This is a genomic window from Lachnoanaerobaculum orale (assembly GCF_003862485.1).
GTDB classification, from domain to species: domain Bacteria; phylum Bacillota; class Clostridia; order Lachnospirales; family Lachnospiraceae; genus Lachnoanaerobaculum; species Lachnoanaerobaculum orale.
In genome coordinates this window covers 929794-954363 of the sequence record NZ_RRCM01000001.1, presented here as the reverse complement: position 1 = coordinate 954363, position 24570 = coordinate 929794, and the positions used below count along the sequence as shown (strand labels likewise).

Here is a 24570-nt window from a genome sequence, read left to right as displayed (position 1 = left end):
AGAATATATTGTTTAGTCAAGCTCGTAGATATCACCGTACTTAGCTTCAAAATCAGCCTTTGTCTTAGGTACTACAATATCGCCTGAAATGATCTTAGCCTTTACATCTTCAACTTCCTTCAAAACCTCAGGATCAAGGTTGTCTGTTGTAGGTGCTATATCAACACCGCCATCCTTTAATGTATAAGTCTTAACACCTGATTTGTACTCTCCGTCAAGTGCAGCCTTAGCCTCATCATATACCGCATTGTCAACTCTCTTCATAGCTGAAGTGAGGATAGTCTTAGGTGCAACCTTAGACTGGTCGGAGTCAACACCGATAGCCCAGATGCCTGCTTCCTTACATCCGTCAATAACACCGAGACCTGTACCGCCTGCAGCATGGAAGATAACGTCAGCCTTGTTTGCCACCATATTGTTGGCTGCCGTCTTACCTGCACCTGTATCGGCGAAGCTGTTTACATTGTTCTGTAAGATAGTTGCATCCTTATTGGCATCCTTAACACCTGCAAGATATCCGTATCCGAACTCATTCATAGTATCTGTTGACATACCTATAACAAGACCTACAGTGTTTGACTTGGTTGTCTTTCCTGCAACATAACCTACAAGGTAAGAAGCCTGTGCCTGCTCAAACATAAGGCATGCTACATTGTCAAGTTTTATTGATGCATCATCAACAATAGCGAACTTCTTATCAGGGTTTTTCTCAGCCTCTGACTTAAGAGCATCTGCAAGCTGATATCCTATACAGATAATAAGGTCATAATCGTCATCAACCAATGTCTCGATGTTAGGAACATAGTCTGAATCAGTCTTAGACTCCAAGTACTTTGCCTGAATGCCGAGCTCCTTCTGTGCTCTTTGAAGACCTTCCCAAGCCGACTGGTTGAATGAACCGTCATTAACACCGCCCACATCGGTAACCATACCTACCTTAAAGTCTGTTGCGGCCTTCTTCTCACCTGCATCAGCCTTGCTCTCGTCAGCCTTACTCTCTCCGTCCTTGCTTTCCTCAGCCTTTGAAGAGCCGTCTACCTTAGGTTCCGATGAGCCTGATGAGCAGGCTACAAGTGAAAATCCCATAAGTGTTGCCATAGCGATAGCCAATAATCTTTTCTTCATTTTTCCTCCTTAAAATGAACAAACATTAAATAAAAAATATCAATTTAAGTATAAACCATAAGTTATTTGTAATCAAGTTGTTATATTTAAATAAGATTTATATATTTTTATTTTTCCTTATCATTATTCTGATAGCTTCCACAGCCGTCTTGATAGCGGCGCTTGTATCATGTACCTGCTCATTGCTAAGACCTTTTTTGGCTCTTTCCTGATTGGCAATCGCCAAAAAAATAGATCCGATTTTCACTCCGAGATATGAAGCTACAGTGAAAAGTGCAGCAGACTCCATCTCCGACGCAAGTGTGCCAAGTCTTAACCAAGCTTCCCACTTATCCATGAGCTCATAGCTTACAGGCTTATTCTCCGGCTCATGCTGACCGTAAAAAGCATCCTTGCACTGTACCACTCCTATATGTGACTTAAACATAAGCTCATCGGCGGCTTCCTTAAGCGCACTCAACACCTCAAAATCCGCCACCGCCGGGAACTCTATCGGCGCATACTCCTTACTTGTGCCTTCCATCCTTATGGCACCGTTTGCTATAACAAGGTCTCCTCCGCATACATCAAGCTTCATACCTCCGCAGGTACCCACTCTGATAAATGTATCCGCACCGCACCTTACAAGCTCTTCAAGTGCTATAGCCGCCGACGGTCCTCCGATACCTGTAGATGTCACCGACACCTTCTCACCGTCAAGATACCCGGTGTATGTAACAAACTCTCTGCTGTCCGCCACAAGCTTTGCATCATCAAAATATGCCGCAATCTTCTCACATCTTTTCGGATCTCCCGGAAGAATCACATACTTTCCCACTTCGCCTTTACCTACTCCGATATGATACTGTACTCCTGCTCCCTCAGTATAATCAATCATACTATTTTCCCTTCAAATCTTAGAATTTAGCTTAATTATATCTGCATCTTATGTAAGCGTCAACATAAGTGCGTAATACGAAATGTTATTTAATATTGACTTTTATATCATAAATACATAGAATCATATTTATACAGTTCATATAGACACTTTATCTGATATGGTTTTGTGATTTTAACCTTAATTTGGCAATTTTATTATAATAATATAATATAAAAATTTTGACCTACAGTTTCAAACATTAATGTTAATAATCTGAACATAAAAAATAAGTGTTTTATTGTATGAAATATAAGGAGAAACGGTAATGAAAACTATAACGGCAAAGCCTGAAGATATTAGAACAATATTTTCAAGGGAATATCAGATTCCAATGTTCCAAAGAGAATATTCATGGGAACAGGAGCAATGCGAAACTCTTTGGGATGATTTGATTTATTTTCATAATGAAAAAGATAAAAAAGATAAATATTTTTTAGGGAATATTGTAGTACATCCAATTGATGAAAGTGAAAAATTTTCAGTTATAGATGGGCAACAAAGACTGACAACTCTTCTCTTGCTTATCAGAGCACTTTTTGATAATGCGGGTACAGTAAAAGCATTGGAGGAGTGTTTAAAGATAAAAGACAAGCTAAGTTCAGAGCTCACAAATAATATAAGATTAAATTCAGATGTTATTGAGAATGATAAGAAAAATCTTGAAAAAATTATCTTAGAAGGCCGCTGCGATGATGAAAATTCGAGACTTTATATAAATTATGATATGTTCAAGAAGAAAATTTCAGATTGGAAGCAAGGAAAAACTTCTGATGAATTAAATAAACTTATTTTGACATTCTTAGATAATGTAGTATTATTACCGATATTATGTGAAACAGAAGATGATGCTTTGAATATTTTTGAGACTATAAATAACAGAGGTCTTTCATTAAGTGATGCGGATATATTTAAGTCAAAGCTTTATGCCGGAATTGAAAGTTCAAAGCGAAGTGAGTTTATAGATGAATGGAATGAATTATATGATCAGGAAGACCTGTTTCGTATTTTAATGTACATCTGTAGAGCACAAGAAAATGATATTTCCAGGGAAAAGGGACTAAGGTCTTATTTTTCATCTAAAACAGGTAGACTACAGAATCCAGGCGATGTAATGGCTTCTTTAAAAAAAATAAATGCAATAATAGATACAAAAACAGGTATCTATAATGATTCATTATGGAATATTTTGGAAAATTACCCTAATCAATATTGGAGATATCCCTTATATGTATTCTTGCATAAATATCTGATATGGAAAAAAGACGGTGAGTTATACTTACCGGAAGAATATTATGAAGAATATAAGAAGCTGGTAATGTTAACGACAGCATATTACTTTGTAAAAGGTGTTGTGTATAACTCTGTTAATACTGTAAAAGATACAACATTTAAGGTATGTGCAAAAATAGAAAATAATGATGATTACCTGTCTGAGTATATAGATAATATGGGCAATGATTTAAAAATATTCTATGACAAACTTAAAAGTGCGGATTTGGGTAGATGTAAAAGAGGAATTATCTTACTAAGTGGATTTTTGAATGAATCGCAAAGTGTTGAAGATTTTTATGACTTGATTTTAAACTCTAATATAGAAATAGAGCATATCTTACCAAGAAAGTGGTCTGATAATAATGACTGGGATGAACAGGAAGCAAAAGAAGTAATGGAAACTTTAGGTAACCTTGCACCATTTGAGAAAAAGCTAAATATAAGTGCAAGTAATGAATTTTTCAAAAAGAAAAAAAATGCCTATAAAGAATCAAGGTTTGCAGATATTCAAGATTTAGTAAAACTTGATAAATGGGACTATGATGAAGTAAAGATAAGAGAAAAAAATATTATTAGTAGAATAAAATCTTTTATAAAAGAAGTATCTGAATTTGTATGAATTTTTTAGCTGTCGGGAAATGATAGTTATACAAAAGGGGTGGCGTACTAATTTTGAGTCACGCCATCCCTAAGCTTTTTTTAACTCCATATCTACGAGTACTCATATCAGTACGTTTTCTTACACCCTACTTTCTATTCATAGGTTCTCTTTGAGCATCCACCTTCATTGCAGCAAGTGATAATGCTATATTACCGTTATCTTCATAATAAAGACCTGATCTGGCCATCTTCCACGAAAATTCTTCGTGTGATAAAGCACTAAGCTTCCATGGTGACAAACTTCCATATCTATTAAAGACTCTTCTCAGTAAACCCCTTGTATACTTCGAGACTTGAGACTGCAAATTTAATGAACCTTCAAAGCCCGATTTCTTTTTAAACTCAGATCTGACCTCTTTTAGCACCGGTCCATATTTCCATCCATAAAAAATTGCATCAAACAGAGGTTCATTATTATACATTAGAGATTCTCTTTGTGCAAAATACATAAGCTTATGCATTCTCATCTCATCCATATGTTTGCCGTTTTTTTCATAAAACATGTTGTCTAAAGCCGTTGCAACACTCATTGTATTCTCCATATAAAACCTCCTATTATTTTTTCTATACATCTTCCTACATTTTGATTCTTCAATAAAAACTATAATATTGCCTTTATTCCCTTTGCACTGCGAAGAATTGTATCTGTGAAATGATTACCCGGATTTAATTCAAATATCACCTCACTCCCAAGTATCTTAAAATACTCTGAAAGCTCTATTGTTTTATCCTGCACAGTTTTTAATACAGGATTTCGTGTATTTGCCTCTTTATCCCCCAGAGAAAAATAAATTTTATCAGGCAATCTCTTATACTCATTTCTTTTGCAATATTCTATAAAGTTACTAAACCAAAGTGAGCCTGACATGCTTGCCACTCTGTCAAATACATCAGTTTTATACATAGCATAAACAGCAAAAAGTCCTGCAAGTGAATATCCGGCAATCCCTGTAAATTTAGGCTCTCCCTCTATCAGCTCCTTTGCCTTCAGCAAAATCTCATCTATAAGTAATCTCAGATACTCATCTGCACCGCCGCTAAAAGATTTCTCTTTAGAATAAATTGAAGGCATATACCATGGTGACATATCATGGTTCCAATCAATATTTCCAACTACAAGTAAATTTATGGAAGTGCAACCCATATTCTGTAATGCTTGATATACATCTTCACCGTCACCCTCAAAAGTATTAAAAACAATCAAAGGAGCATTTTTGTCAGTTGACTTGTATAGGGTGATTTTTTTATCTTTTATATTTAATTTTTCTTTGTTCAAGTCAATCATAATAAAAACATAATCCCCCATCAAACAATATTTAATCCAACCCTTTTGCTATCCTAATCAATTTATCTACATCTTCCTGAAGATCCAGAATATGCATTTTACGATGACAATTCGGACACAATGCACAGGTATTATCAATTGTGTCGGTTCCACCTCTACTGAGCCACACAAGATGATGATTTTCTAAAAATGGTTCTCCGTCCTTATCCTTAAATGGAGCAGGCTGTCCACATAACTGACATATTCCTGCCGCTCTTATCTTTGTATAAGCGGCAACCTTAGAATTTCTGATATAAACCATTCCCTCATAACTACGTCTATCTGCTTGACTATGTGACTCTTCCTCAGCCTGTCGCCTCAAGACTTCCACAGGAATCTTTTTTGCCTCTTGAATTTCTATTGTTAAATTGTTCCTCTCCTTTTCTAAAGAATAAGGTGCCAAGTCTATTACCTTGTATATTCTCCTAAATATCCTTAAATTCGGCTCAGACTTCTTTTCATCAAACTTATATACTCCAAGGAATCTATATTTACCGTTTAAACATGTAAATGTAACTCTGATGTTACTGTTAACAATATCACTTAACCCTATCTTTCCTTCAGAATCCTTTTCAATAATAGTATCTCCATCATCTTCCAACTTATTTTTCCATCGTGTTTCTTTCTTATTATATCCAAATTTTGGTGCCCAAAAAGCAGTTCCTTTATTGTCTAATACAATAAAAGCCCTTTGAAATCCCTTGTAATTTTTCCCAAAGCATTTGTTAAGTATTTCGACAATTGTATCAAATTCTACCGTTTTATCTGCATCAAGCATTGAATATACAATGTTTGATCTGTATCCGTTATCAGTATTATTACTCATCTTAACCCTTCCACACCTATAATTTTATTCAATAAAGCATTTTAAACATTTAAATTACTAACTTCCTCTATAGAAAATATCAGATGAAATTTTCCATATATCTGCATCTTATGTAAGCGTCTACATAAATATATAATGTAAAATCCTCAGCCCCAATCAAACAATATGCTCTGATGTACGGCTGCATCTCCTTTATTGACATACTTTATTTCTTCAGTACCTCCTGTCACAAGTGCAGTGGTAAAGAAATATATCTCATTTAAAGGCAAAACTCCAAATTTATCTTTCGTCTCATCAAAAAGTTTACGTCTTAATATCTTTTCTTCAACCTCACTGTCAATAAGATATTCTACAAACTCCTCCACAGTATATGCTGCCACAGAAATATTTCTGTAGTGTATATCCAAAAAAGATATATCATATTCGCCGTTACCGAGATTCCTGAAATAAAACAAATCTCCAAATCCTGTCATCATAAACGGGATCCTCGAATAGTCCTCTTTTCCAAGCCATTTATAAAAGCTATCCATATAGTCTTCAGGGTCTATAAGCTTTATAATGCCGTCACCGTAGTTACCGAAGCCATAATTTTCCATAAACCAAAGTATCCTCTCATCCACTCCGGCACTCCTGCAGGCACCTATTATATGCTCTGAAGGCTTTACAAGCTCTTTACCCGGCTTATATTTTTCTACAAAATTTTCCCAGACTGATTTTTTGTTCTTTTTAAATGAATCAAATATTCCCATAGTATACCTCCATAAATACTATAAAATACTTATTTCTCTATTTTACTCATAATATTCTTTGAGTCTGCCAATACTTCATAAAACTTTCCGTCCGTTCCGGTTTGGATTTTCCTATAGTTTACCTTTACACCGTCGTCAAGATCCAATTCTATACGGCTTAGTGCCAAGTGGGCAATCTTTTCATCATATTCGCGACATTCCTTCAGCTGCTTTTGCAGTTTTTCTTTACGTTTTTTTGCTGCCGCAACATTATTCCCTCTGTAGTTATTCCCATCAGCCCTGCACGGTAGCTTATATCGGCAATCAGCTTATTCCTTGCCTGTATTGCAAAGTTTTTGATGGCTGTCTTATTCATACAACCCTCCTGTTATTATGTATTTTATATAGAAATATACTCTGTATAATAACATAATAGAGGCGCTTTTAGCTACAGAAAAAAGGTTGTCGCAATCTTTGCAACAACCTTTTAATATTAGAATATTCTCCAAGCTACTATGAAGTTGTTTCTCCACCAGCTTGACATACCGCTTCTCTTTACTCTACCTCTTGAAGATGAAGCATCTATGATCTCACCGCCGCCTGCGGCTATTCCTACGTGACCTGAAACCACCACGATGTCTCCTGCCTGTATATCTGAGAAGGAGCTTATTCTTGTATATCTTCCCGGATTTCTCCAGCCTGAAGATGTGATATAGGACTGTCCTACACCCATCTGCTTTAGAACCCAATAAACAAAGCCTGAACAGTCAAATGAGTTTGAACCCTTTGCACCCCAAACATAAGGACTTCCTATCTTCGAAGATGCGATGCTTATCATATTTCCTACACTGCCTGAATATGAACCGCCGCTTGGCTTACCGCTCTTTTCGGATTTATTTGACTTGGCATCATTCTTTGAAGGTCCTCTAAGTCCGTCCGAATTCAGCTTTGCAAATGTCTGTGCTCCGGCTCTACCGTCGGCATCAATACCGTTATTACTCTGGAATCTCTTCAGTGCGGCCTCTGTGATCTCACCGAAGTATCCTGTAGCATTTGACTCGTTTAAATATCCCGCCTTGGCAAGGAGAGACTGAAGTCTTGCTACCTGCTCGTTCTGGTCACCGAGTACAAGTCCGTTTGCCTTTGCATCACTTGAAAGGATGACTGCTCTTGTGGAAGGTCCTAGGTAACCGTCCACTACAAGGTCGTTCTTTGACTGGAATGTTCTTACGGCAAGCTCCGTATCGCTACCGTAGTTACCGTCAGGGCTTGATGTAAGGTATCCGAGCTGGAACAATCTGTTTTGTATTGCCTGAACCACCTCACTGTGCTCACCAAGTGAAAGCGTATTTGCTTTTATCTCGTCTGAATAAAGCAAATTCATGGTCTCACTTCCTACCTTACCGTCCTCAGAGAGCTGATTTATCTGCTGAAGCTTAAGTGCGGCTTCCTGAGTCTTTTCATCATATGTACCTGTTATCATATCTGCAGACGCCAAGTAGCCCAGCTCGTAGAGACGGTTTTGTATTCTTTTTATGTCTTCGCCCACATCACCGAGCTTTGCCGCATAGTGCTTTGCATTGGCATCCATCAAAAGCGGCAATGTGGAAGGTCCTATGATACCGTCCTGTGCAAGTCCGTTTTGTCTTTGGAAAATCATAACGGCAGCCTTTGTAACCTCACCGAAGTAGTTGGTCGGCTCATCGTTGTCCATAAATCCAAGCTCCATAAGTCTTGACTGTACCTTGGCGATATATGAGTGCTGCACGCCCTCTTCCAAAAGTTCAGGTCTCGGCTCCTCTGTCTCGACTGTAATATCAAGTGAAGGGAACTCATTTCCCGCCTTTTCCATAGGCATTACATTGGCGGAAGCTACTGCTGCCGCTGTAGTTGAATCTACCACTGCGGTTGTAGTTGTAGCAACACTTCTTGCACTTTTTCCTGAGAGTGAAACACCGATTATAGCGGCTATAGCCACTATACCGATTACACCTCCGGCCATTATTTTCTTATGTTTGTCCATATCTTGGACAGCTTCTACTCTGTCCTTTACCCCTCTTAAAAATTCATTCTTTTTTTTCTTGCTCATCTTCTTTTCCTTGTCAAAATTTATTCTTGTAAATATTCTGCCAATTGTGCAAACTCTTCCAAGCTAAGAGCTTCTCCTCTTATCTTTTCAGACTTTCCAAGCAATGACAAAGCGTGAATTATTCTTTCCTTTGAAAGCTTCAGTCCCTCAAAATTTGCCAGTGAGTTCACCAAAGTCTTTCTTCTTTGGTTGAAACCTGCGCGAATAATTTGAAACATCAACTTTTCATCTACAGTCTTTATAGGCTTATCTTTATAAATATCAAGTCTTATAACACTTGAGCCGACCTTAGGCCTCGGAATAAAACAATTTGGCGGAACAAATGCCACAACATAAGGGTTTGAATAATATTGCACCGCCAGTGACAATGCGCCGTAATCCTTACTTCCCGGTGCAGCCTGCATTCTGTCTGCCACTTCCTTTTGAATCATGACTGTAATGCTGTCAATATGTGTATGTGACTCCAAAACATTCATGATAATGGGAGTTGTAATATAATACGGCAAATTTGCTACAATTCTTATGTTCTCAAATTCGCCATACTTTTGCCTGCATTCGTCAATCAGATTTTCCAAATCTATTTTCAAAAAATCAGCATTTATTATACTCGTATTTTTATAATCTGCCAATGTCTCATTAAGTATCGGCAGCAAATTTTTATCAATCTCAATCGCCACAACCGCCTTTGCCACATTTGCAAGGTACTGTGTGAGCGCTCCTATTCCGGGACCTATCTCAATGGCCAAATCATTTTCTTTCAGTCCCGACTCCGCACATATCTTATCAAGAACATGTGTATCTATCAAGAAATTCTGACCGAACTTTTTTTGAAAGTTGAAGTCATATTTTTTGATTATATCTATAGTATTTGCCGGATTAGCAATTTTTGTCATCTTAATCTCCATATGAAAATCATTTCATCTTAGGATACAATTTTCTTGCATTTTCAAAGGTCTTTTCTATAATAAAATCCCTTGAAACTCCCTTTATCTCACCTATTCTGTCTACTACATAAGTCAGATTCAAGGAAGAATTTCTCTTACCTCTGTTCGGCACCGGTGAAAGATACGGGCAATCAGTTTCCAGTACAAAATCATCAAATGAAATATCTTCCACGGTCTCTTCAAGTTTTTTTGCATTCTTGAATGTAACAACACCGCCTATGCCGAGTACATATCCAAGTTTTATGAACTCTCTTGCCATCTCCTTACTGTAGGAATAGCAATGTATAACTCCTTTTACTCCCTCAAACTCTTTTAAAATATCCAGTGTATCCTTTGCGGCATCTCTTGAATGGATAACCACAGGATAATCATACTTTTTTGCCAACTCAAGTTGAGCAATAAAAGCCTCTTTTTGTATCTGTCTTTGCGGCTCATCGTAGTAATAGTCAAGTCCTATCTCCCCGACTGCCACACATTTTTCATCTGAAAGCATCCTCTCCAACTTGGCAATACTTTCAGAGTTTATCTCCTCACTATAAGAGGGATGAACTCCTAGTGCCGCATAAACAAAGTCATATTTATGTGCAAGTAAAAGACTGCTCTTTGCACTTTCCATTGAAGCGGCAATATTTACAACTCTTTTTATACCTGCCGCATTAAGTTTTTCCAAAAGCTCGTCTCTGTCTTCGTTGAATGCATCATCATCATAATGTGCATGTGTATCTATTATATAAAATTCTTCTTTTTTGTCCATGTAATATTTTCTTAAAATTTATGTAACTTATTTTATCGCAGCATATTCCTCAGTAAAACCAGTATCAGCAAATGCACAGGATAGAAAAAATAAAACAGATATTTTAAACTTCTTCCTTTTTCGCCGTTGTACATATTTATAGGTATCAAGGCAAAAATTGCCGCAGGTTCAAATGAAAAAATAAGCGCCGTAGCAATATTTTTATACAGTGTTCTTTCTCTGAGTAAGTACATACAGGCCACAGCCAGCGGTCCGTAGTACTCGTAGTCACATTTGATACCCCATGCTATGGCACAGGCTATACCTGCAAATACCACACTGAAGTCTCTGTACTTTTTCATAAAGTACAGCATTATAACTGATATAAGAAGTGACCACATTACATTTTGGTGTTGGATATTCACCACTCCGCCCCAAAACGCCAAATCAAAAGGCACTTCAGAGAGTACTGCAAATATTGTTAATCTTATTATATATTTTTTTATGTCCTTTGTGTGAACAAAGCCTTCCACAATCAAAAATAAGAATATAGGGAATGATACTCGACCTATCATCCTTGAAATATGATAAAGTCTGACTGCCGTGAGCGGACTGAACATTAAAAAGATCAGTCCCGAAGCACCTATATGGTCTATGATCATTGTCACCATCGCAATATACTTTAAAGTTGCGGAAGAAAAATACTTTATCGGTATGTTTTTCAATACTTTCACCCTCAAAACTTTTAAAATTTGGGAAATGCCTATAAGACATTTCCCTCTTTACTATGCTATCTCTGAACCCGGCTTAATGTTTTTCTCAGGTGAAACCAAGCATGCATTTCCCTCATTATCTTCAGCCAAAAGTATCATACCTTGACTTTCAAGTCCTGCAATCTTTTTCGGTGCAAGATTGGTCACTACCAAAACCTGCTTGCCTACCATATCCTTAGCCGAGTACCACTGCCTGATACCGCTTAGAATCTGTCTTGTGGTATTACCTACCTGAACCTGTGAACAAAGAAGTTTCTTTGACTTAGGAACTTCTTCACATTTTATTATCTGTCCTACCTGTATCTGAAGCTTTGCAAAGTCTTCATACTCTATGGTATCCTTCGCCTCTACATCTACGCCCTCTGTCTCACTTGATTTTTCTTTATTTCCGTTCAGGTTAAGTTCTTCGACCTTCTTTAAAACTTCTTCAAGCTCAAGTCTCTTGAACAAAATTTCAGGATCCTTTGCTACTGTAGTACCGCTCATAAGAAGTCCGAACTTGTTCATATCCTCAAGGCTTCTCTTATTTGTTCCGAAGTACTCAAGTATTTTCTCCGAAGTCTCAGGCATAAAGCTGTGAAGCAGTGAAGCTCCTATTGCAATAGACTCTGAGAGATTATAAAGCACTGTTTGAAGTCTTTCTTTTTTATCTTCTTCCTTTGCAAGTATCCAAGGTGTAGTCTCGTCAATGTACTTATTACATCTTTTGAACAAGGTCCATATCTCGGTTATAGCGTCGGCTACACGAAGCTCGGACATCTTCTTTACCACCTTCTCGACAGTCATAAGCACGACATCCTTAAGTTCGGTATCCACTTCCATTGCGCCTGCTACGCTCTCGTCATTTGCATCTGTAAGCACTCCGTCAAAGTACTTGTTTGTCATGGATATTGTTCTGCTTACAAGGTTTCCGAGTACATTTGCAAGATCGGAGTTGAATCTTTCAACCATCAGCTCCCAGCTTATTACACCGTCATTATCAAAAGGCATCTCATGTAATACAAAGTATCTTACTGCATCCACACCGAAGAAATCCACCAAAGTGTCCGCATATATTACATTTCCCTTTGACTTGCTCATCTTTCCGTCACCCTGTAAAAGCCAAGGATGTCCGAATACCTGCTTTGGCAGCGGCAAATCAAGTGCCATAAGGAATATCGGCCAGTAGATTGTATGGAATCTTATGATATCCTTTCCTATAAGGTGAAGATCGGCAGGCCAGAACTTTTTGAATCTCTCGCTGCTGTCGCCGTCCACATCGTATCCTATACCTGTAATATAGTTTGAAAGTGCGTCAAGCCAAACATATGTTACATGCTTAGGGTCAAACTCCACAGGAATACCCCATGTAAAGCTTGTTCTGCTTACACAAAGGTCTTGAAGTCCCGGCAGGAGGAAGTTGTTCATCATCTCGTTCTTTCTTGATACAGGCTGGATAAACTCAGGATGCTCATTGATATACTTAATAAGTCTGTCGGCATATTTGCTCATCTTAAAGAAGTAAGCTTCTTCCTTTGCAGGGTATACCTCACCTCCGCAGTCCGGACATTTTCCGTCTACAAGCTGTGAATCTGTAAAGAAAGACTCACAGGCGGTACAATACATTCCCTCATAGCATCCCTTATATATATCACCCTGATCATAGAATTTTTTGAATATCTTTTGAACCTGCTTTTTGTGGTCCTCATCTGTGGTTCTGATAAACTTGTCATATGATGTGTTCATCAAATCCCAGATTCTTCTTATCTGTCCGGCAGCATTGTCCACGTACTCCTTCGGAGTAATTCCGGCTTCTTTTGCCTTATTCTCAATCTTTTGTCCGTGTTCATCGGTTCCGGTCTGGAAGAACACTTCCAATCCTTCTTCTCTTCGAAATCTTGCAATCGCGTCTGCGAGTACTATCTCATAAGTGTTACCTATATGCGGCTTACCTGAAGCATAGGCAATGGCAGTTGTTATATAATACGGTTTCTTGCTCATCTGTTATTCCACCTTTTTATGTATTTGGTGCTTAGTCTATGCTAAAACACCTTGATATTGATTTCACTTGTCTTTAGTTTTTTCCAGTCTAATCCAAGAATTTATTTTTTGCAAAGCACTCATCAGTGTATCACTCTCTATATCATCTAAGTTTTCAAGCATTGACCTGACCATCTCATCATGGAACTCCTCGTACTTAAGGAATGCATTCTTTCCTCTTTCGGAAAGCCTCACAAGGACCACTCTTTTGTCCTTTTCGGACCTTTCTTTTATTACATACCCCTTTCTTACAAGGCTGTTTATAGAAATGGTCAATGTTCCTATAGTGACTGCAAGTTCCTTTGCAATCATAGACATGTTTTTCTTGCAATTCATTCCTATCGCACTTATTACATGTATATCATTATTGGTCAAATCCTTAAATTCAGAGGTACAAAGAGCACTCTCCTGATATTCAAGTATATCATTAAATAACTTTACAAGGATTACTTTAAATTCACTTGAACTTTTCAAAATACTCATCCTTTTTTGCATTGGACATAAAAATCCCCTGCTTAATTTATCAAACAAATATTATACTAAATTTAGTGAATAATATCAAGCACACTAATTATTCCCTGCCGTTCCAGCAGTAGGTACAAAGCTTACAAGGCGAAATACCGATTGATTCTATAAGGTCGTCAAGTCTGTGGAATCTAAGACTTGAGAAGTTTTGTATCTTTCTTATCTCTTCCACCATCTCGTTATAGTTTTTACTGTCAGGGTCGGCATAATCAAAAAGCACTTCCTTACTTACATTCTCGCCCTCTCGCTCTCTTATAATCCTTCTGGTAATAAGATCGTAGTCCGATTTTGACCTTGAAAAATTGAGATATTTGCATCCGAAAAGTAAGGGAGGACAGGCAGGTCTTACATGAACTTTTTTTGCACCTGAGTTATATAAAAATTCCGTGGTCTCTCTTAACTGTGTACCTCTGACTATCGAATCATCTATAAGCAGTATATCATTGCCGCTTATAAGCTCCTGTACCGGAATAAGTTTCATCTTCGCTATCAGATTTCTCTGGCTCTGCTTTGTCGGCATAAACGACCTCGGCCATGTAGGCGTATACTTTATAAAAGGTCTTGCAAAAGGTATACCGGATTCGTTCGCATACCCTATTGCGTGTGCAGTACCCGAATCAGGAACCCCCGCCACTATATCGGCATCTATATCATCCCTCCTTGCAAGGAGTTTTCCGCAGTTGTATCTCATGGTTTCCACGTTCACACCCTCATAGGATGCTGTAGGATAGCCGTAGTAAACCCACAAAAATGAGCATATCTTCATCTCTTCTTTGGCAGGTGACACTTCTTTTACTTCATCCGCAGTTATAAATACAATCTCAGAAGGCCCAAGTTCCTTATAAAAACTGTATCCCAAATTCAAATACGCGTGATTTTCAAATGTAATACATAAGGTATCTTTCTTATGCCCTATTACAAGAGGAGTTCTTCCAAGCCTGTCTCTGGCGGCATATATACCCTCCTTTGTCAAAAGTACCACACTTATAGAGCCTTTGACGGTATCCTGTACATACTCAAGTCCTTCCTTAAATGACTGCTTTGAGGATATCAATGTGGCAATCAACTCATTGTCATTGATGCGACCGCCGCTCTGCTCCTGAAAATGTACTTTCCCCTCGGTATAAAGCTTATTGACTATATCGTCATGATTGTCCACCTTACCTACCGTAGTTATGGCATAGCTTCCGAGGCTTGACTGTATAAGTAGAGGCTGAGGATCTTCATCTGAAATACATCCTATTCCCATAGGTCCATGCAAGTCGTCAACATCTCTTTCAAACTTCGTTCTGAAAGGTGAATTTTCAATATTGTGGATGACTCTGTTGAAATACTCACCGTCAAATACAGCCATTCCTCCTCGTCTTGTGCCCAGATGTGAATGATAGTCCACACCGAAAAACAAATCCATTACACAGTCGTTTTTACCTACTACACCGAAAATACCGCCCATTTTTATCTCCTTATAACTACAAAAAGCAGATATAGAAAATTCTATATCTGCCGGAATTTTATTGATTCAATACTTCCTTAGCTGTCGCTACTACATTTTCCTTTGTGAATCCGAACTTTTTGAAAAGCTGATCCTGTGGCGCACTTGCCCCGAAAGAATTCATAGATATAACTCTTCCGTCAAGTCCGGTATATTTATCCCATCCGAAGCCTGAAAGCGCCTCTATTGCAACTCTGTTTCTTACTGCCTTCGGTAAAACTTCTTCCTTATATTCCCTGCTCTGATTTTCAAATACATCCGTACAAGGCATACTTACAACTCTTGTGGCAATGCCTTCATTTTCAAGCTCTTTTGCCGCATCTATTGCAAGTGAGACCTCTGAACCTGAAGCGATCAGTATCATATCTGCAACTGCCTTTGATGCCTCTTTTATTATATATCCTCCCTTAAGTGCCTCTTTAGTGCTTCCTTCAAGCTGTGGCAAATTCTGTCTTGTAAGCACAATTGCGGTAGGAGTTGTCTTTGATACAAGCGCCGCATACCAAGCCGCAATAGTCTCTTTTGCATCAGCAGGTCTGAATGTGTTGAAGTTCGGCAATGATCTGAGCATTGCAAGTTGCTCTATAGGCTCATGTGTAGGTCCGTCTTCGCCCACTCCTATAGAGTCATGTGTAAATACAAATATTGTAGGAATATTCATCAGTGCGGAAAGTCTTGCCATAGGTTTTGTATAGTCACTGAATACAAAGAATGTGGCACAGTATGCTCTAAGTCCGCCGTGAAGAAGTATACCGTTTGTGATTGCCGTCATTGCAAGCTCTCTTACACCGAAATGTATATTTCTGCCTGAATAATCTCCCTTTGCAATATATCCCTCATTGTTCATTACGGTCTTGTTGGATGGAGACAGGTCCGCAGAACCGCCTATAATATTCGGGTAGATGTCCTTTAATCTGTTGATTATGCTTCCTGATATATTTCTGGTAGCGGCAGGTGCTTCATCCCAGCTCCAAAACTCGTCACTATCTATCAAAGACTCGTCTATATCATTGTAGTATTTCTCCCAAAGCTTTGCCTTATCAGGATACTTGGCTGCATACTCTTTAAAGAGCTTATTCCACTCATCCTCCACCTTTGCATTCTTCTCGTTTACAGACTTGAAGTTTGCATAAACATCGTCATCCACCTTAAAGCCCTCATCAGGATTGAATCCGAAACCTGACTTAAGCGCTGCAAGTGCCTCACTTCCAAGCGGCTCGCCATGTGATGATGCACTTCCGGCCTTCTTTCCGGCACCGTAGCCTATTATAGTATTAACCTTTATAAATGACGGTCTTTCTTTGTCCGCCTTAGCCTCTTCTATCGCTTTTCCTATAGCCTCGATATCATTGCCGTCTTTTACCTCTATTGTCTGAAATCCGAATGCTTTCATTCTCTCAACTACGTTCTCTGTAAACGCAATATCTGTGCTTCCCTCTATAGAGATGCCGTTTGAATCATAGAATACAATAAGTTTTGACAGTCCGAGTGTACCTGCAAGTGAAAACGCCTCAGATGAAATACCCTCCATCATACATCCGTCTCCGCCTAAAACATAGGTGTAGTGGTCCACTATATCAAATCCGTCTTCATTGAACACACTTGCCATATGTGCCTCGGCCATAGCCATTCCTACAGCCATACCCATTCCTGCTCCCAAAGGTCCTGTGGTTGCCTCCACTCCTACTGTATGTCCGTACTCAGGATGTCCCGGAGTCTTTGAATCAAGCTGTCTGAACTGTTTCAAATCGTCTAAGCTAAGGTCGCCATACTCAAAGAGATGGAATAATGAATACAAAAGCATGGAACCGTGTCCTGCAGATAAGATAAATCTGTCTCTGTTTGCCCAAGTCGGGTTCTTCGGATTGTGCTTCATATGATGTGCAAAAAGCTCATATGCAATCGGAGCCGACCCAAGCGGCAATCCCGGATGACCTGATTTTGCTTTCTCAATACCGTCTGCACTCAATACTCTTATGGTATTTATGGACTTAATGTCAATATTACTCATTTAAATACTCCTTTTATATATGTATCTTGGCATAAAGATTACATTATTCAGAACTCAGCCTGAACTTTAATCCGTTATATTGTACCACAATATAATAAATTATAAAATGTCTTGCAAATAGTATTTTTCTTTGGTAAAATATAGCCGTTATGGATTTTGCACGGGTTTTTCCCGATTGTGATGAAGTCCAATCCAAAATAATTATAAATATTTATAATTAATGTCAAAGGAGGTGTAACCGTGGCAAAATGTTCAATATGCGAAAAAGCTGCTCATTTTGGTAATGCAGTAAGCCATTCTCATAGAAGATCCAACAAAATATGGAAGGCTAATGTTAAGTCCGTTAAGGTCAAGACTGAAGGTGGATCTAAGAAGATGTATGTATGTACTTCATGCCTTCGCTCAGGTTTTGTAGAGCGTGCTTAATTATATTGGAGAATGCGTATTTAAACACAATAAAAGAGCCATATCGGCTCTTTTTTGTTTGCTTATTTTATTGATTTTTCATAGTCAGCTACAAACTTTTTGATACCTGCATCTGTCAAAGGATGGCTAAGCATCGACTTAAATACTGAATACGGCACTGTCGCAATATCCGCTCCCGCCTTTGCACACTCAAGCACGTGCATATTGTTGCGCACCGAAGCTGCTATTATCTGTGTACCGATACCGTGTATATCAAAAATCTCCACAATATCTTCTATCAAAGATACTCCTCTGGTTCCCACATCATCAAGTCTGCCAAGGAAAGGTGATACATAGGTAGCACCTGCTCTTGCAGCCAAGAGTGCCTGCAAAGGTGTAAAAATAAGCGTACAGTTGGTTGCAATGCCCTCTTTACTTAGTGCGGCAATTGCCTTAAGACCTTCAGCAGTCATAGGAATCTTAACGACCATATTCTTATGAATCTTTGCAATCTCTTTACCTTCCGCTATCATATCCTCAGCCTTTGTAGTAGTTGCCTTCACTTCACCGCTTATAGCACCGTCTACAATATCTGTAATCTCTTTGATAACATCCTCAAATTTCTTTCCCGACTTGGCTACCAAAGAAGGATTGGTGGTCACACCTGAGAGCACTCCCCATGATGCGACCTCTCTGATTTCATCCACATTTGCAGTGTCAATAAAAAATTTCATACACCCACCTCACATATACTTTTTATTCTATTTTACCACTTTTGTATGTTATTTCAACAACAAAACTATTGATAATATATTTTTGCACAGTATATTGTAAGGTCTTTATATGCAATACTATTTCATCTTTCTCTGCATTCTATTCAATCTGAAGAATCTGAAAATATCTACAATCGCCTGTATTATAAGTGCAATTGCAATCAGATATGCTATATAATTTGATATCGCTACTGGCCTTGCTACGGCTATTATTCCGAATATTATCTCTACAATACCTGCAACAATAAGTCTTTTTGCTATATTTCTTTCAAATTCCATTACTCTTTTAGCCATCATAAGTCTGCTTATACCGATAATAATAAGCCATATGCCTATAACGGTTATAAATGCAAGAGGCAGTCCGATTGAATCACCTATAAAAAAGTATATTCCGATAACTATGGAAATAATACCCTCTATCAGTCTCCAGATACTTCTGCTCTCATGTTTTTCATAAATGTATGCACTGATCTGTGAAACTCCCTCTATAATCAGCAATATACAGAATATTATATTCATTGTATAGGCTATAAATAGAGGATTGTATATCATATAAATTCCGGATATAAGAAATAATAATCCGGCTAAAAGTGAAACGTATTTTGCCTTGGATATATCCATCAGTAACCTCTCTCTCTTTGTGCTTCTTTTGCAAATTTGTCCTCAGGTGCTGCCGTGATAATCTCCGTAAAGAGATTGTTGGCGGTCTCCACATCTCCTGAAGTCTTATATGCCAATGCCTTCTTATACTTTGCTTCCAAATAATCAGGCGCTATCCTAAGTGCCGCATCATAGTAACCTATGGCACCTGCATAGTCTCCGGATTTTACAAGTCCGTCCGCTACCGCAGTCAAAAGCTTCGGACCGTCAGCCCTCATCTTAGGTGCAATCTCTCCGAATATACCTGTTATTGAAATGCCCGGACCGTTGTCCACATCGGTAAGCTGATTTGTATCAATACTTGAGAAAATCTCAGCCGCCTTGGTATAATTTTTTGCATTATACTCTTTCACAACACCTACAAAGTACACATACTGCAAAAGCTTATAGTTCATATTCTCTGTAGAGGTATTGTTCACCTCATTGAGCTTATTTACCTGGTCGTTTAATGAATCGTTTTCACTCTTTAAAGATTCCATAGAAAGGTTTGCATCGTTTAACTTCTGCGAAATCTCAACCACCTCTTTATTATGTGCGTTATTAAGTGACACTTTCATAGTAGGCATATATAAAAATACCATGGCGCAGGCACCTACAATAAGTCCGATACCTACATTGATAGCTGTAAACATTCCCGAATAATTCTTATATATCTCGGTTACAGGCATATTTGCGCTTGTATTTTCCACAGGCTTTTCTTTTTTTACAGGTCTTCCTATAACTGAAAGTCTTCCTTTTTGGGACTTTTTTTCAACCATAGGCTTCATCTCATCCAGATAGGTGATAGCCTTTGTATTGAATCTGTCGATTGAAAGCACGGTATCCAAAAGTTTTTTTGCCTCGCCTGCCTTACCCTCTTTTATATCCAAAAGTGCAAGTGCAAGCATAGCCTTTACAAAATGCGGCCTTATATCCACAGCCTGCTTAAGATTCATCCTCGCCATATCGTAATTTACGGTTCTTATCTGCGATATCGCCTTATTATATTTTGAAATAGCATCCTGTGACTTCTCAAGATATGCGGACTTGTTTCTGATTTTCTGCAGATAGTTCTGTGCCGGATTGCCTATTTGGCTGATATTTATACTGATCACCCAAGAAATAAGCGCCTTGGTCTCTTCTCCCATCTCAAAGCAGATAAGTCCGTAGAGATTCCTTGCATCTATATTTTTCTTGTTCAGTCCCAAAGCTATACTCAGTGCATTAAGTGCCGAAGATAAATTTCTTTCCTTTGCTAAAGACAGACCCAAGTTGTAGTAACCGTTTGACATCTGCTCCAGTTTTCTTCTTCTATTTATACCGGCCATTTTCATCCCTTTACCTGTTCTTTTAACAGTTCCATCAATATATCGTTCAGATCTGAAATATCACTTTTTGCAATGATGTCCTCCACTGACGAAATATCAGGTGACGGCTTAAACTTACTTAATTCTTCTTCAAAATCTATCATCTTTTAATATCTCTCCTATCAGGTACAATGAGCCTACACAAAATAAAATCTCATCATCCCTTTTCTCAAACTCGGCCTCAGATAAAGCCTCCTCCACTTTATTATAGCAGGCAATCTCTGCGACTTTTTTATTTTTTTCTAAAAGTATATTTAAGCTGTTATAAAGCTTTTTTATATCATTGCTTCTGTATGAATCAATTGAAGTTAAATAATATTTTTTTACATCCAAACCGGCTGTAATTATATCAAACATCTCTTCAATTTCTTTGTCCTTTACTATTGATATCAAAAGCTTTATCTCTTTGTTTCTGTTTTTTGAAACGATAAGAGCATTATCTACAAACTCTTTAATTGCAGGTACATTATGGGCACCGTCTATAATAATATCTCTTCCTATTTCTTCCATTCTGCCGTGCCAAACGGTAGATTTTATACTTTTCGTATCTATATCCGATTTGTTAAGAATCACTCTTGCCGCCAATATGGCAAGTGCCGCAGCCTTTTTCTTATAATTTACATATGTAAAATCAAAGCTCTCATAATCTATAGTTGAGAGTGCAATTAACCCTGCATTTCTTATTTTTGCCGTCTCTTTTATAACCTCATTTGACTCTTCATCACCGTCATCAAAGATTATAACAGAATTATTTTTTATAATACCGGCTTTCTCAAATGCAATCTCTTTTACAGTATTTCCAAGATACATCATGTGATCCATTCCTATACTTGTAATAATACCAAGAGTTTCATCAAATATATTGGTCACATCAAGTCTGCCTCCCATACCTGTTTCAAGTATGACAATATCAAGATTTGACCTTGAAAAACAGACCGCCGCTATATAGAAAAGATATTCAAAGTATGTTGGAGGAGTCAAAGCCCCTCCAAGCTTTTCTCTTACATACTTTGAAATATCCTCCAACTCTTCATCAGATATAGGTTTCATATCAAGCAATATTCTTTCATTAACTTCTATCAAATGCGGCGAAATGAAGGTTCCCACCTTCATTCCCGCATCAATCAAGATATTGCTAAGATATGCACATACAGAGCCCTTCCCGTTGGTACCTGCTACATGAACAATCTTCGGAAGCTTAACCTCTAAAGTTCCTATGTTTTTCTTTACTTCCGAAAGTGAGTTCTTTTTCTTTGCCCACATGGGTATACTCTCTATATATTCTTTTTCATTCATATCATTTAGACAGTCTTTCAAGCTGCTCTCTTACCTGTGAAAGCATCTGCTCATAGTTTTCAAGCTTTTTCTTTTCTTCATCTATCTTAGCCTGTGGCGCCTTACTTACAAACTTCTCGTTTGAAAGCATTCCTGTCGATCTTGCCACCTCGCCGATAAGCTTTTTCTCTTCTTTTTTCAGTCTTTCAACTTCTTTTTCAATATCTACAAGCTCTCTTAACGGCAAATATACAGACGCGTTAGGGATTGCAACTCTTACAGAGTCTTTTTCAACGGTACTGTCATCCGAATCTATTATAAGCTTATCAAGTCCTGCAAGCTGCTTAAAGAAGTCCCCGGCACTTTCAAATGTATCTCTTATTTTCTCATCCTCACTTACTACAATGCCCTTTGCCTTATGTGAAGGAGGTACATTCATAGAAGATCTTACATTTCTGACAGCTCTTACGGCTTCCTTTATAAGCTCCGCCTTATTCTCATCCTCTGTAAAATTATAATCAGGGTTTTCTACAGGCCAAGGCTCAATCATTATAGTCTTTACACCTTCATTAACGGTGCAGTAGATTTCCTCTGTAATAAAAGGCATGAAAGGATGTAAAAGCTTAAGTATATTGTTAAGAACATATATAAGTACCGCAAGTGCCGTATCTCTGGTTTCATCTTCCTTATTCCAAAGTCTTACCTTTACCATCTCTATATACCAGTCACAGAACTCTTCCCATGCAAAGTCATAGATCTTTGAAAGTGCGATACCCAGTTCATACTTGTCAAGATTTGCGGTTACCTCATTTATAAGCTTATTTGTCTTTGAAAGAATCCACTTATCTGAGAGCATAAGCTTTGACTTATCTATGTCGCCTACTTTTTCATCTCCGACATTCATCATGATAAGTCTGGCTGCATTCCAAATCTTATTGGCGAAGTTTCTGGCACTTTCCACTCTCTCATAGTAGAATCGCATATCATTTCCCGGTGCATTTCCTGTGATAAGCATCATTCTCAGGGCGTCCGCACCGTACTTATCTATTACTTCAAGAGGGTCTATACCGTTTCCAAGGGATTTGCTCATCTTTCTTCCCTGTGAATCTCTTACAAGTCCGTGTATAAGTACCGTATTGAAAGGCGACTTACCGGTCTGCTCATATCCTGAAAATACCATTCTTACTACCCAGAAGAATATGATATCATATCCGGTTACAAGTACATCCGTAGGATAAAAATACTTCATCTCAGGTGTATCGTCAGGCCATCCGAGTGTTGAGAAAGGCCAAAGTGCAGATGAGAACCATGTATCAAGTGTATCCTCATCCTGCACAAGCTCATGGCATCCGCATTTCGGACAGGCATCCGGTTTTTCCTTTGCTACAGTTATCTCACCGCATTTACTGCAGGTGTATGCAGGTATCTGATGTCCCCACCAAAGCTGCCTTGATATACACCAGTCTTTTATATTTTCAAGCCAATGCAGATATGTCTTTGAATAACTCTCAGGTACAAACTTAAGTTCCCCTGTCTCTATCGCCTTTATGGCAGGTTTTGCCATCTCGCTCATAGATACAAACCACTGCGGCTTGATAAGAGGTTCCACTACAGTCTTACATCTGTCATGTCTTCCTACATTGTGACTGTGCGGTACGACCTTTACCAAAAGTCCTTCATTCTTAAGATCTTCAACTATAAGTTTTCTTGCCTCATATCTGTCCAGTCCGTCATACTTACTTCCCGGGCAGTCGATTGTGGCATCGTCATGCATTATGTTGATTTCAGGCAGATTATGTCTTTTACCTACCTCAAAGTCGTTAGGGTCATGTGCAGGTGTTATCTTCACACAGCCTGTACCGAACTCCTTGTCTACATATTCATCTGCTACTACAGGAATCTCTCTGCCTACAAGCGGAAGTATAAGTTTCTTTCCAACTATGTCCTTATATCTCTCGTCTGAAGGGTTCACTGCTACGGCGCTGTCACCTAAAAGTGTTTCAGGTCTTGTAGTCGCAATCTCCACAAACTTACCCTCTTCACCTGCTATAGGATACTTGATATGCCAGAAATTACCCTCCATCTCGATATGCTCAACCTCTGCATCTGAAATGGATGTCTTACATTCAGGGCACCAGTTTATGATTCTGTTGCCTTTGTAGATATATCCCTTTTCATAAAGCTTTAAAAATACTTCCTTTACAGCCTTTTGACCGTGCTCGTCCATGGTAAATCTTTCTCTGTCCCAGTCTGCCGATGAGCCGAGTCTTTGAAGCTGATTGATTATTCTTGTGCCGTAGTCATTTCTCCATGCCCAAGCCTCTTCAAGGAATTTTTCTCTGCCAAGTTCATATTTGTTCTTGCCCTCGGCCTTTAATTTATCAATGACTTTTACCTCTGTAGCTATAGCCGCATGGTCTGTTCCCGGCTGCCAAAGTGCCTCATATCCCGCCATTCTCTTATATCTGATAAGTATATCCTGCATTGTGTTGTCAAGTGCATGACCCATATGCAGCTGTCCTGTGATATTTGGCGGAGGCATAATGATTGTAAAAGGCTTTTTATCCTTATTTACCTCCGCATGGAAATATTTTCCTTCAAGCCATTTTCTGTATATTCTGCCCTCTATTTTTTCGGGGCTGTATGTCTTTTCCAATTCTTTCATAAACAC

23 protein-coding genes and 1 pseudogene are annotated in these 24570 nt (G+C 38.4%); 2 read left to right on the top strand and 22 right to left on the bottom strand.

The window, feature by feature from the left end:
* Positions 1 to 12: 12 nt before the first annotated feature.
* Both EHW90_RS04660 and udp read right to left on the bottom strand, forming a co-directional pair.
* Complete coding sequence (locus tag EHW90_RS04660) at positions 13 to 1125, bottom strand: BMP family lipoprotein (RefSeq protein ID WP_124951608.1); 1113 nt, start codon at positions 1123 to 1125, stop codon at positions 13 to 15.
* A 97-nt stretch (positions 1126 to 1222) separates the two neighbouring features.
* Entirely contained in the window at positions 1223 to 2002 is a 780-nt protein-coding gene (gene udp, locus EHW90_RS04655; RefSeq protein WP_124951606.1) for a uridine phosphorylase, read from the bottom strand.
* A 307-nt stretch (positions 2003 to 2309) separates the two neighbouring features.
* Between udp and EHW90_RS04650 the strand changes: the two genes are divergently transcribed.
* The gene (locus tag EHW90_RS04650) at positions 2310 to 3935 is read left to right on the top strand and encodes a DUF262 domain-containing protein (protein ID WP_124951604.1); all 1626 of its coding nucleotides are present in this window, start codon (positions 2310 to 2312) and stop codon (positions 3933 to 3935) included.
* Between the two features lie 127 nt (positions 3936 to 4062).
* Here the strand turns inward: EHW90_RS04650 and EHW90_RS04645 are convergent, their stop codons facing one another.
* The 14 genes and pseudogenes from EHW90_RS04645 to tkt all read right to left on the bottom strand — a co-directional run bounded on the left by EHW90_RS04645 (position 4063) and on the right by tkt (position 17440).
* Complete coding sequence (locus tag EHW90_RS04645; RefSeq protein ID WP_167456747.1) at positions 4063 to 4518, bottom strand: Panacea domain-containing protein; 456 nt, start codon at positions 4516 to 4518, stop codon at positions 4063 to 4065.
* 59 nt (positions 4519 to 4577) lie between these two features.
* Positions 4578 to 5261 carry an alpha/beta hydrolase gene (locus tag EHW90_RS04640; RefSeq protein ID WP_243113913.1) on the bottom strand — a complete coding sequence of 228 codons (684 nt, stop codon included), beginning with the start codon at positions 5259 to 5261 and terminating at the stop codon, positions 4578 to 4580.
* Positions 5262 to 5292: 31 nt separating this feature from the next.
* A complete protein-coding gene (locus tag EHW90_RS04635; protein ID WP_124951600.1) occupies positions 5293 to 6126 on the bottom strand; it encodes an HNH endonuclease in 834 nt (277 codons plus the stop codon).
* 146 nt (positions 6127 to 6272) lie between these two features.
* Complete coding sequence (locus tag EHW90_RS04630) at positions 6273 to 6875, bottom strand: T6SS immunity protein Tdi1 domain-containing protein (protein WP_124951598.1); 603 nt, start codon at positions 6873 to 6875, stop codon at positions 6273 to 6275.
* A 29-nt stretch (positions 6876 to 6904) separates the two neighbouring features.
* A pseudogene (locus tag EHW90_RS13775) lies at positions 6905 to 7123 on the bottom strand (hypothetical protein); the annotation flags it as partial.
* Positions 7078 to 7230 carry a hypothetical protein gene (locus EHW90_RS13270; RefSeq protein WP_167456746.1) on the bottom strand — a complete coding sequence of 51 codons (153 nt, stop codon included), beginning with the start codon at positions 7228 to 7230 and terminating at the stop codon, positions 7078 to 7080. The pseudogene EHW90_RS13775 and the gene EHW90_RS13270, both read right to left, overlap by 46 nt.
* A 117-nt stretch (positions 7231 to 7347) precedes the next feature.
* On the bottom strand, positions 7348 to 8943 hold the full coding sequence (locus EHW90_RS04620) for a C40 family peptidase (protein ID WP_124951596.1): 1596 nt from the start codon (positions 8941 to 8943) through the stop codon (positions 7348 to 7350).
* 20 nt (positions 8944 to 8963) lie between these two features.
* Positions 8964 to 9836 carry a 16S rRNA (adenine(1518)-N(6)/adenine(1519)-N(6))-dimethyltransferase RsmA gene (gene rsmA / locus EHW90_RS04615; RefSeq protein WP_124951594.1) on the bottom strand — a complete coding sequence of 291 codons (873 nt, stop codon included), beginning with the start codon at positions 9834 to 9836 and terminating at the stop codon, positions 8964 to 8966.
* A 19-nt stretch (positions 9837 to 9855) separates the two neighbouring features.
* Positions 9856 to 10641, bottom strand: a complete 786-nt coding sequence (locus EHW90_RS04610) for a TatD family hydrolase (protein WP_124951592.1) — start codon at positions 10639 to 10641, stop codon at positions 9856 to 9858.
* A gap of 32 nt (positions 10642 to 10673) precedes the next feature.
* Positions 10674 to 11345: a TraX family protein gene (locus EHW90_RS04605; RefSeq protein ID WP_207667031.1), complete on the bottom strand. Its 672-nt coding sequence runs from the start codon at positions 11343 to 11345 to the stop codon at positions 10674 to 10676.
* A 60-nt stretch (positions 11346 to 11405) separates the two neighbouring features.
* Positions 11406 to 13373, bottom strand: a complete 1968-nt coding sequence (gene metG / locus EHW90_RS04600) for a methionine--tRNA ligase (RefSeq protein WP_124951588.1) — start codon at positions 13371 to 13373, stop codon at positions 11406 to 11408.
* Positions 13374 to 13436: 63 nt separating this feature from the next.
* Positions 13437 to 13907: a MarR family winged helix-turn-helix transcriptional regulator gene (locus tag EHW90_RS04595; protein ID WP_009445577.1), complete on the bottom strand. Its 471-nt coding sequence runs from the start codon at positions 13905 to 13907 to the stop codon at positions 13437 to 13439.
* Positions 13908 to 13983: 76 nt separating this feature from the next.
* Entirely contained in the window at positions 13984 to 15390 is a 1407-nt protein-coding gene (locus EHW90_RS04590) for an amidophosphoribosyltransferase (protein ID WP_124951586.1), read from the bottom strand.
* A gap of 58 nt (positions 15391 to 15448) precedes the next feature.
* The gene (tkt, locus tag EHW90_RS04585) at positions 15449 to 17440 is read right to left on the bottom strand and encodes a transketolase (protein ID WP_124951584.1); all 1992 of its coding nucleotides are present in this window, start codon (positions 17438 to 17440) and stop codon (positions 15449 to 15451) included.
* Between the two features lie 240 nt (positions 17441 to 17680).
* Between tkt and rpmB the strand changes: the two genes are divergently transcribed.
* Positions 17681 to 17866 carry a 50S ribosomal protein L28 gene (rpmB, locus tag EHW90_RS04580; RefSeq protein ID WP_007592637.1) on the top strand — a complete coding sequence of 62 codons (186 nt, stop codon included), beginning with the start codon at positions 17681 to 17683 and terminating at the stop codon, positions 17864 to 17866.
* Between the two features lie 62 nt (positions 17867 to 17928).
* Here the strand turns inward: rpmB and fsa are convergent, their stop codons facing one another.
* From fsa to EHW90_RS04555, 6 genes are all read right to left on the bottom strand, one after another.
* Positions 17929 to 18579 (bottom strand): fructose-6-phosphate aldolase, encoded by a 651-nt coding sequence (fsa, locus tag EHW90_RS04575; protein ID WP_124951582.1) that lies wholly within the window; start codon positions 18577 to 18579, stop codon positions 17929 to 17931.
* A 117-nt stretch (positions 18580 to 18696) separates the two neighbouring features.
* Positions 18697 to 19239: an HdeD family acid-resistance protein gene (locus tag EHW90_RS04570; protein ID WP_124951580.1), complete on the bottom strand. Its 543-nt coding sequence runs from the start codon at positions 19237 to 19239 to the stop codon at positions 18697 to 18699.
* Positions 19239 to 20591 (bottom strand): tetratricopeptide repeat protein, encoded by a 1353-nt coding sequence (locus EHW90_RS04565; RefSeq protein ID WP_408610012.1) that lies wholly within the window; start codon positions 20589 to 20591, stop codon positions 19239 to 19241. The genes EHW90_RS04570 and EHW90_RS04565 overlap by 1 nt, the downstream gene beginning before the upstream one ends.
* On the bottom strand, positions 20588 to 20728 hold the full coding sequence (locus tag EHW90_RS13265) for a hypothetical protein (RefSeq protein WP_009445583.1): 141 nt from the start codon (positions 20726 to 20728) through the stop codon (positions 20588 to 20590). Before EHW90_RS13265 ends, EHW90_RS04565 begins: the two co-directional genes overlap by 4 nt.
* Positions 20715 to 21920, bottom strand: coding sequence for a bifunctional folylpolyglutamate synthase/dihydrofolate synthase (locus EHW90_RS04560; protein WP_124952638.1), 1206 nt, complete (start codon positions 21918 to 21920; stop codon positions 20715 to 20717). The genes EHW90_RS13265 and EHW90_RS04560 overlap by 14 nt, the downstream gene beginning before the upstream one ends.
* Position 21921: 1 nt before the next feature.
* On the bottom strand, positions 21922 to 24564 hold the full coding sequence (locus EHW90_RS04555) for a valine--tRNA ligase (protein ID WP_124951578.1): 2643 nt from the start codon (positions 24562 to 24564) through the stop codon (positions 21922 to 21924).
* Positions 24565 to 24570: the final 6 nt, after the last annotated feature.

What these genes read in the sequence shown, in the direction of transcription:
- EHW90_RS04610 (WP_124951592.1), bottom strand. Translation starts at nt 10,641, where the DNA reads ATGGACAAAAAAGAAGAATTTTATATAATAGATACACATGCACATTAT.
- fsa (WP_124951582.1), bottom strand. Translation starts at nt 18,579, where the DNA reads ATGAAATTTTTTATTGACACTGCAAATGTGGATGAAATCAGAGAGGTC.
- EHW90_RS04660 (WP_124951608.1), bottom strand. Translation starts at nt 1,125, where the DNA reads ATGAAGAAAAGATTATTGGCTATCGCTATGGCAACACTTATGGGATTT.
- EHW90_RS04640 (WP_243113913.1), bottom strand. Translation starts at nt 5,261, where the DNA reads ATGATTGACTTGAACAAAGAAAAATTAAATATAAAAGATAAAAAAATC.
- tkt (WP_124951584.1), bottom strand. Translation starts at nt 17,440, where the DNA reads ATGAGTAATATTGACATTAAGTCCATAAATACCATAAGAGTATTGAGT.
- EHW90_RS04645 (WP_167456747.1), bottom strand. Translation starts at nt 4,518, where the DNA reads ATGGAGAATACAATGAGTGTTGCAACGGCTTTAGACAACATGTTTTAT.
- EHW90_RS04595 (WP_009445577.1), bottom strand. Translation starts at nt 13,907, where the DNA reads ATGCAAAAAAGGATGAGTATTTTGAAAAGTTCAAGTGAATTTAAAGTA.
- metG (WP_124951588.1), bottom strand. Translation starts at nt 13,373, where the DNA reads ATGAGCAAGAAACCGTATTATATAACAACTGCCATTGCCTATGCTTCA.
- EHW90_RS04565 (WP_408610012.1), bottom strand. Translation starts at nt 20,591, where the DNA reads ATGAAAATGGCCGGTATAAATAGAAGAAGAAAACTGGAGCAGATGTCA.
- rsmA (WP_124951594.1), bottom strand. Translation starts at nt 9,836, where the DNA reads ATGACAAAAATTGCTAATCCGGCAAATACTATAGATATAATCAAAAAA.
- EHW90_RS04650 (WP_124951604.1), top strand. Translation starts at nt 2,310, where the DNA reads ATGAAAACTATAACGGCAAAGCCTGAAGATATTAGAACAATATTTTCA.
- EHW90_RS04635 (WP_124951600.1), bottom strand. Translation starts at nt 6,126, where the DNA reads ATGAGTAATAATACTGATAACGGATACAGATCAAACATTGTATATTCA.
- EHW90_RS13265 (WP_009445583.1), bottom strand. Translation starts at nt 20,728, where the DNA reads ATGATAGATTTTGAAGAAGAATTAAGTAAGTTTAAGCCGTCACCTGAT.
- EHW90_RS04620 (WP_124951596.1), bottom strand. Translation starts at nt 8,943, where the DNA reads ATGAGCAAGAAAAAAAAGAATGAATTTTTAAGAGGGGTAAAGGACAGA.
- EHW90_RS04560 (WP_124952638.1), bottom strand. Translation starts at nt 21,920, where the DNA reads ATGAATGAAAAAGAATATATAGAGAGTATACCCATGTGGGCAAAGAAA.
- EHW90_RS13270 (WP_167456746.1), bottom strand. Translation starts at nt 7,230, where the DNA reads ATGAATAAGACAGCCATCAAAAACTTTGCAATACAGGCAAGGAATAAG.
- EHW90_RS04590 (WP_124951586.1), bottom strand. Translation starts at nt 15,390, where the DNA reads ATGGGCGGTATTTTCGGTGTAGTAGGTAAAAACGACTGTGTAATGGAT.
- EHW90_RS04630 (WP_124951598.1), bottom strand. Translation starts at nt 6,875, where the DNA reads ATGGGAATATTTGATTCATTTAAAAAGAACAAAAAATCAGTCTGGGAA.
- udp (WP_124951606.1), bottom strand. Translation starts at nt 2,002, where the DNA reads ATGATTGATTATACTGAGGGAGCAGGAGTACAGTATCATATCGGAGTA.
- EHW90_RS04570 (WP_124951580.1), bottom strand. Translation starts at nt 19,239, where the DNA reads ATGGATATATCCAAGGCAAAATACGTTTCACTTTTAGCCGGATTATTA.
- EHW90_RS04555 (WP_124951578.1), bottom strand. Translation starts at nt 24,564, where the DNA reads ATGAAAGAATTGGAAAAGACATACAGCCCCGAAAAAATAGAGGGCAGA.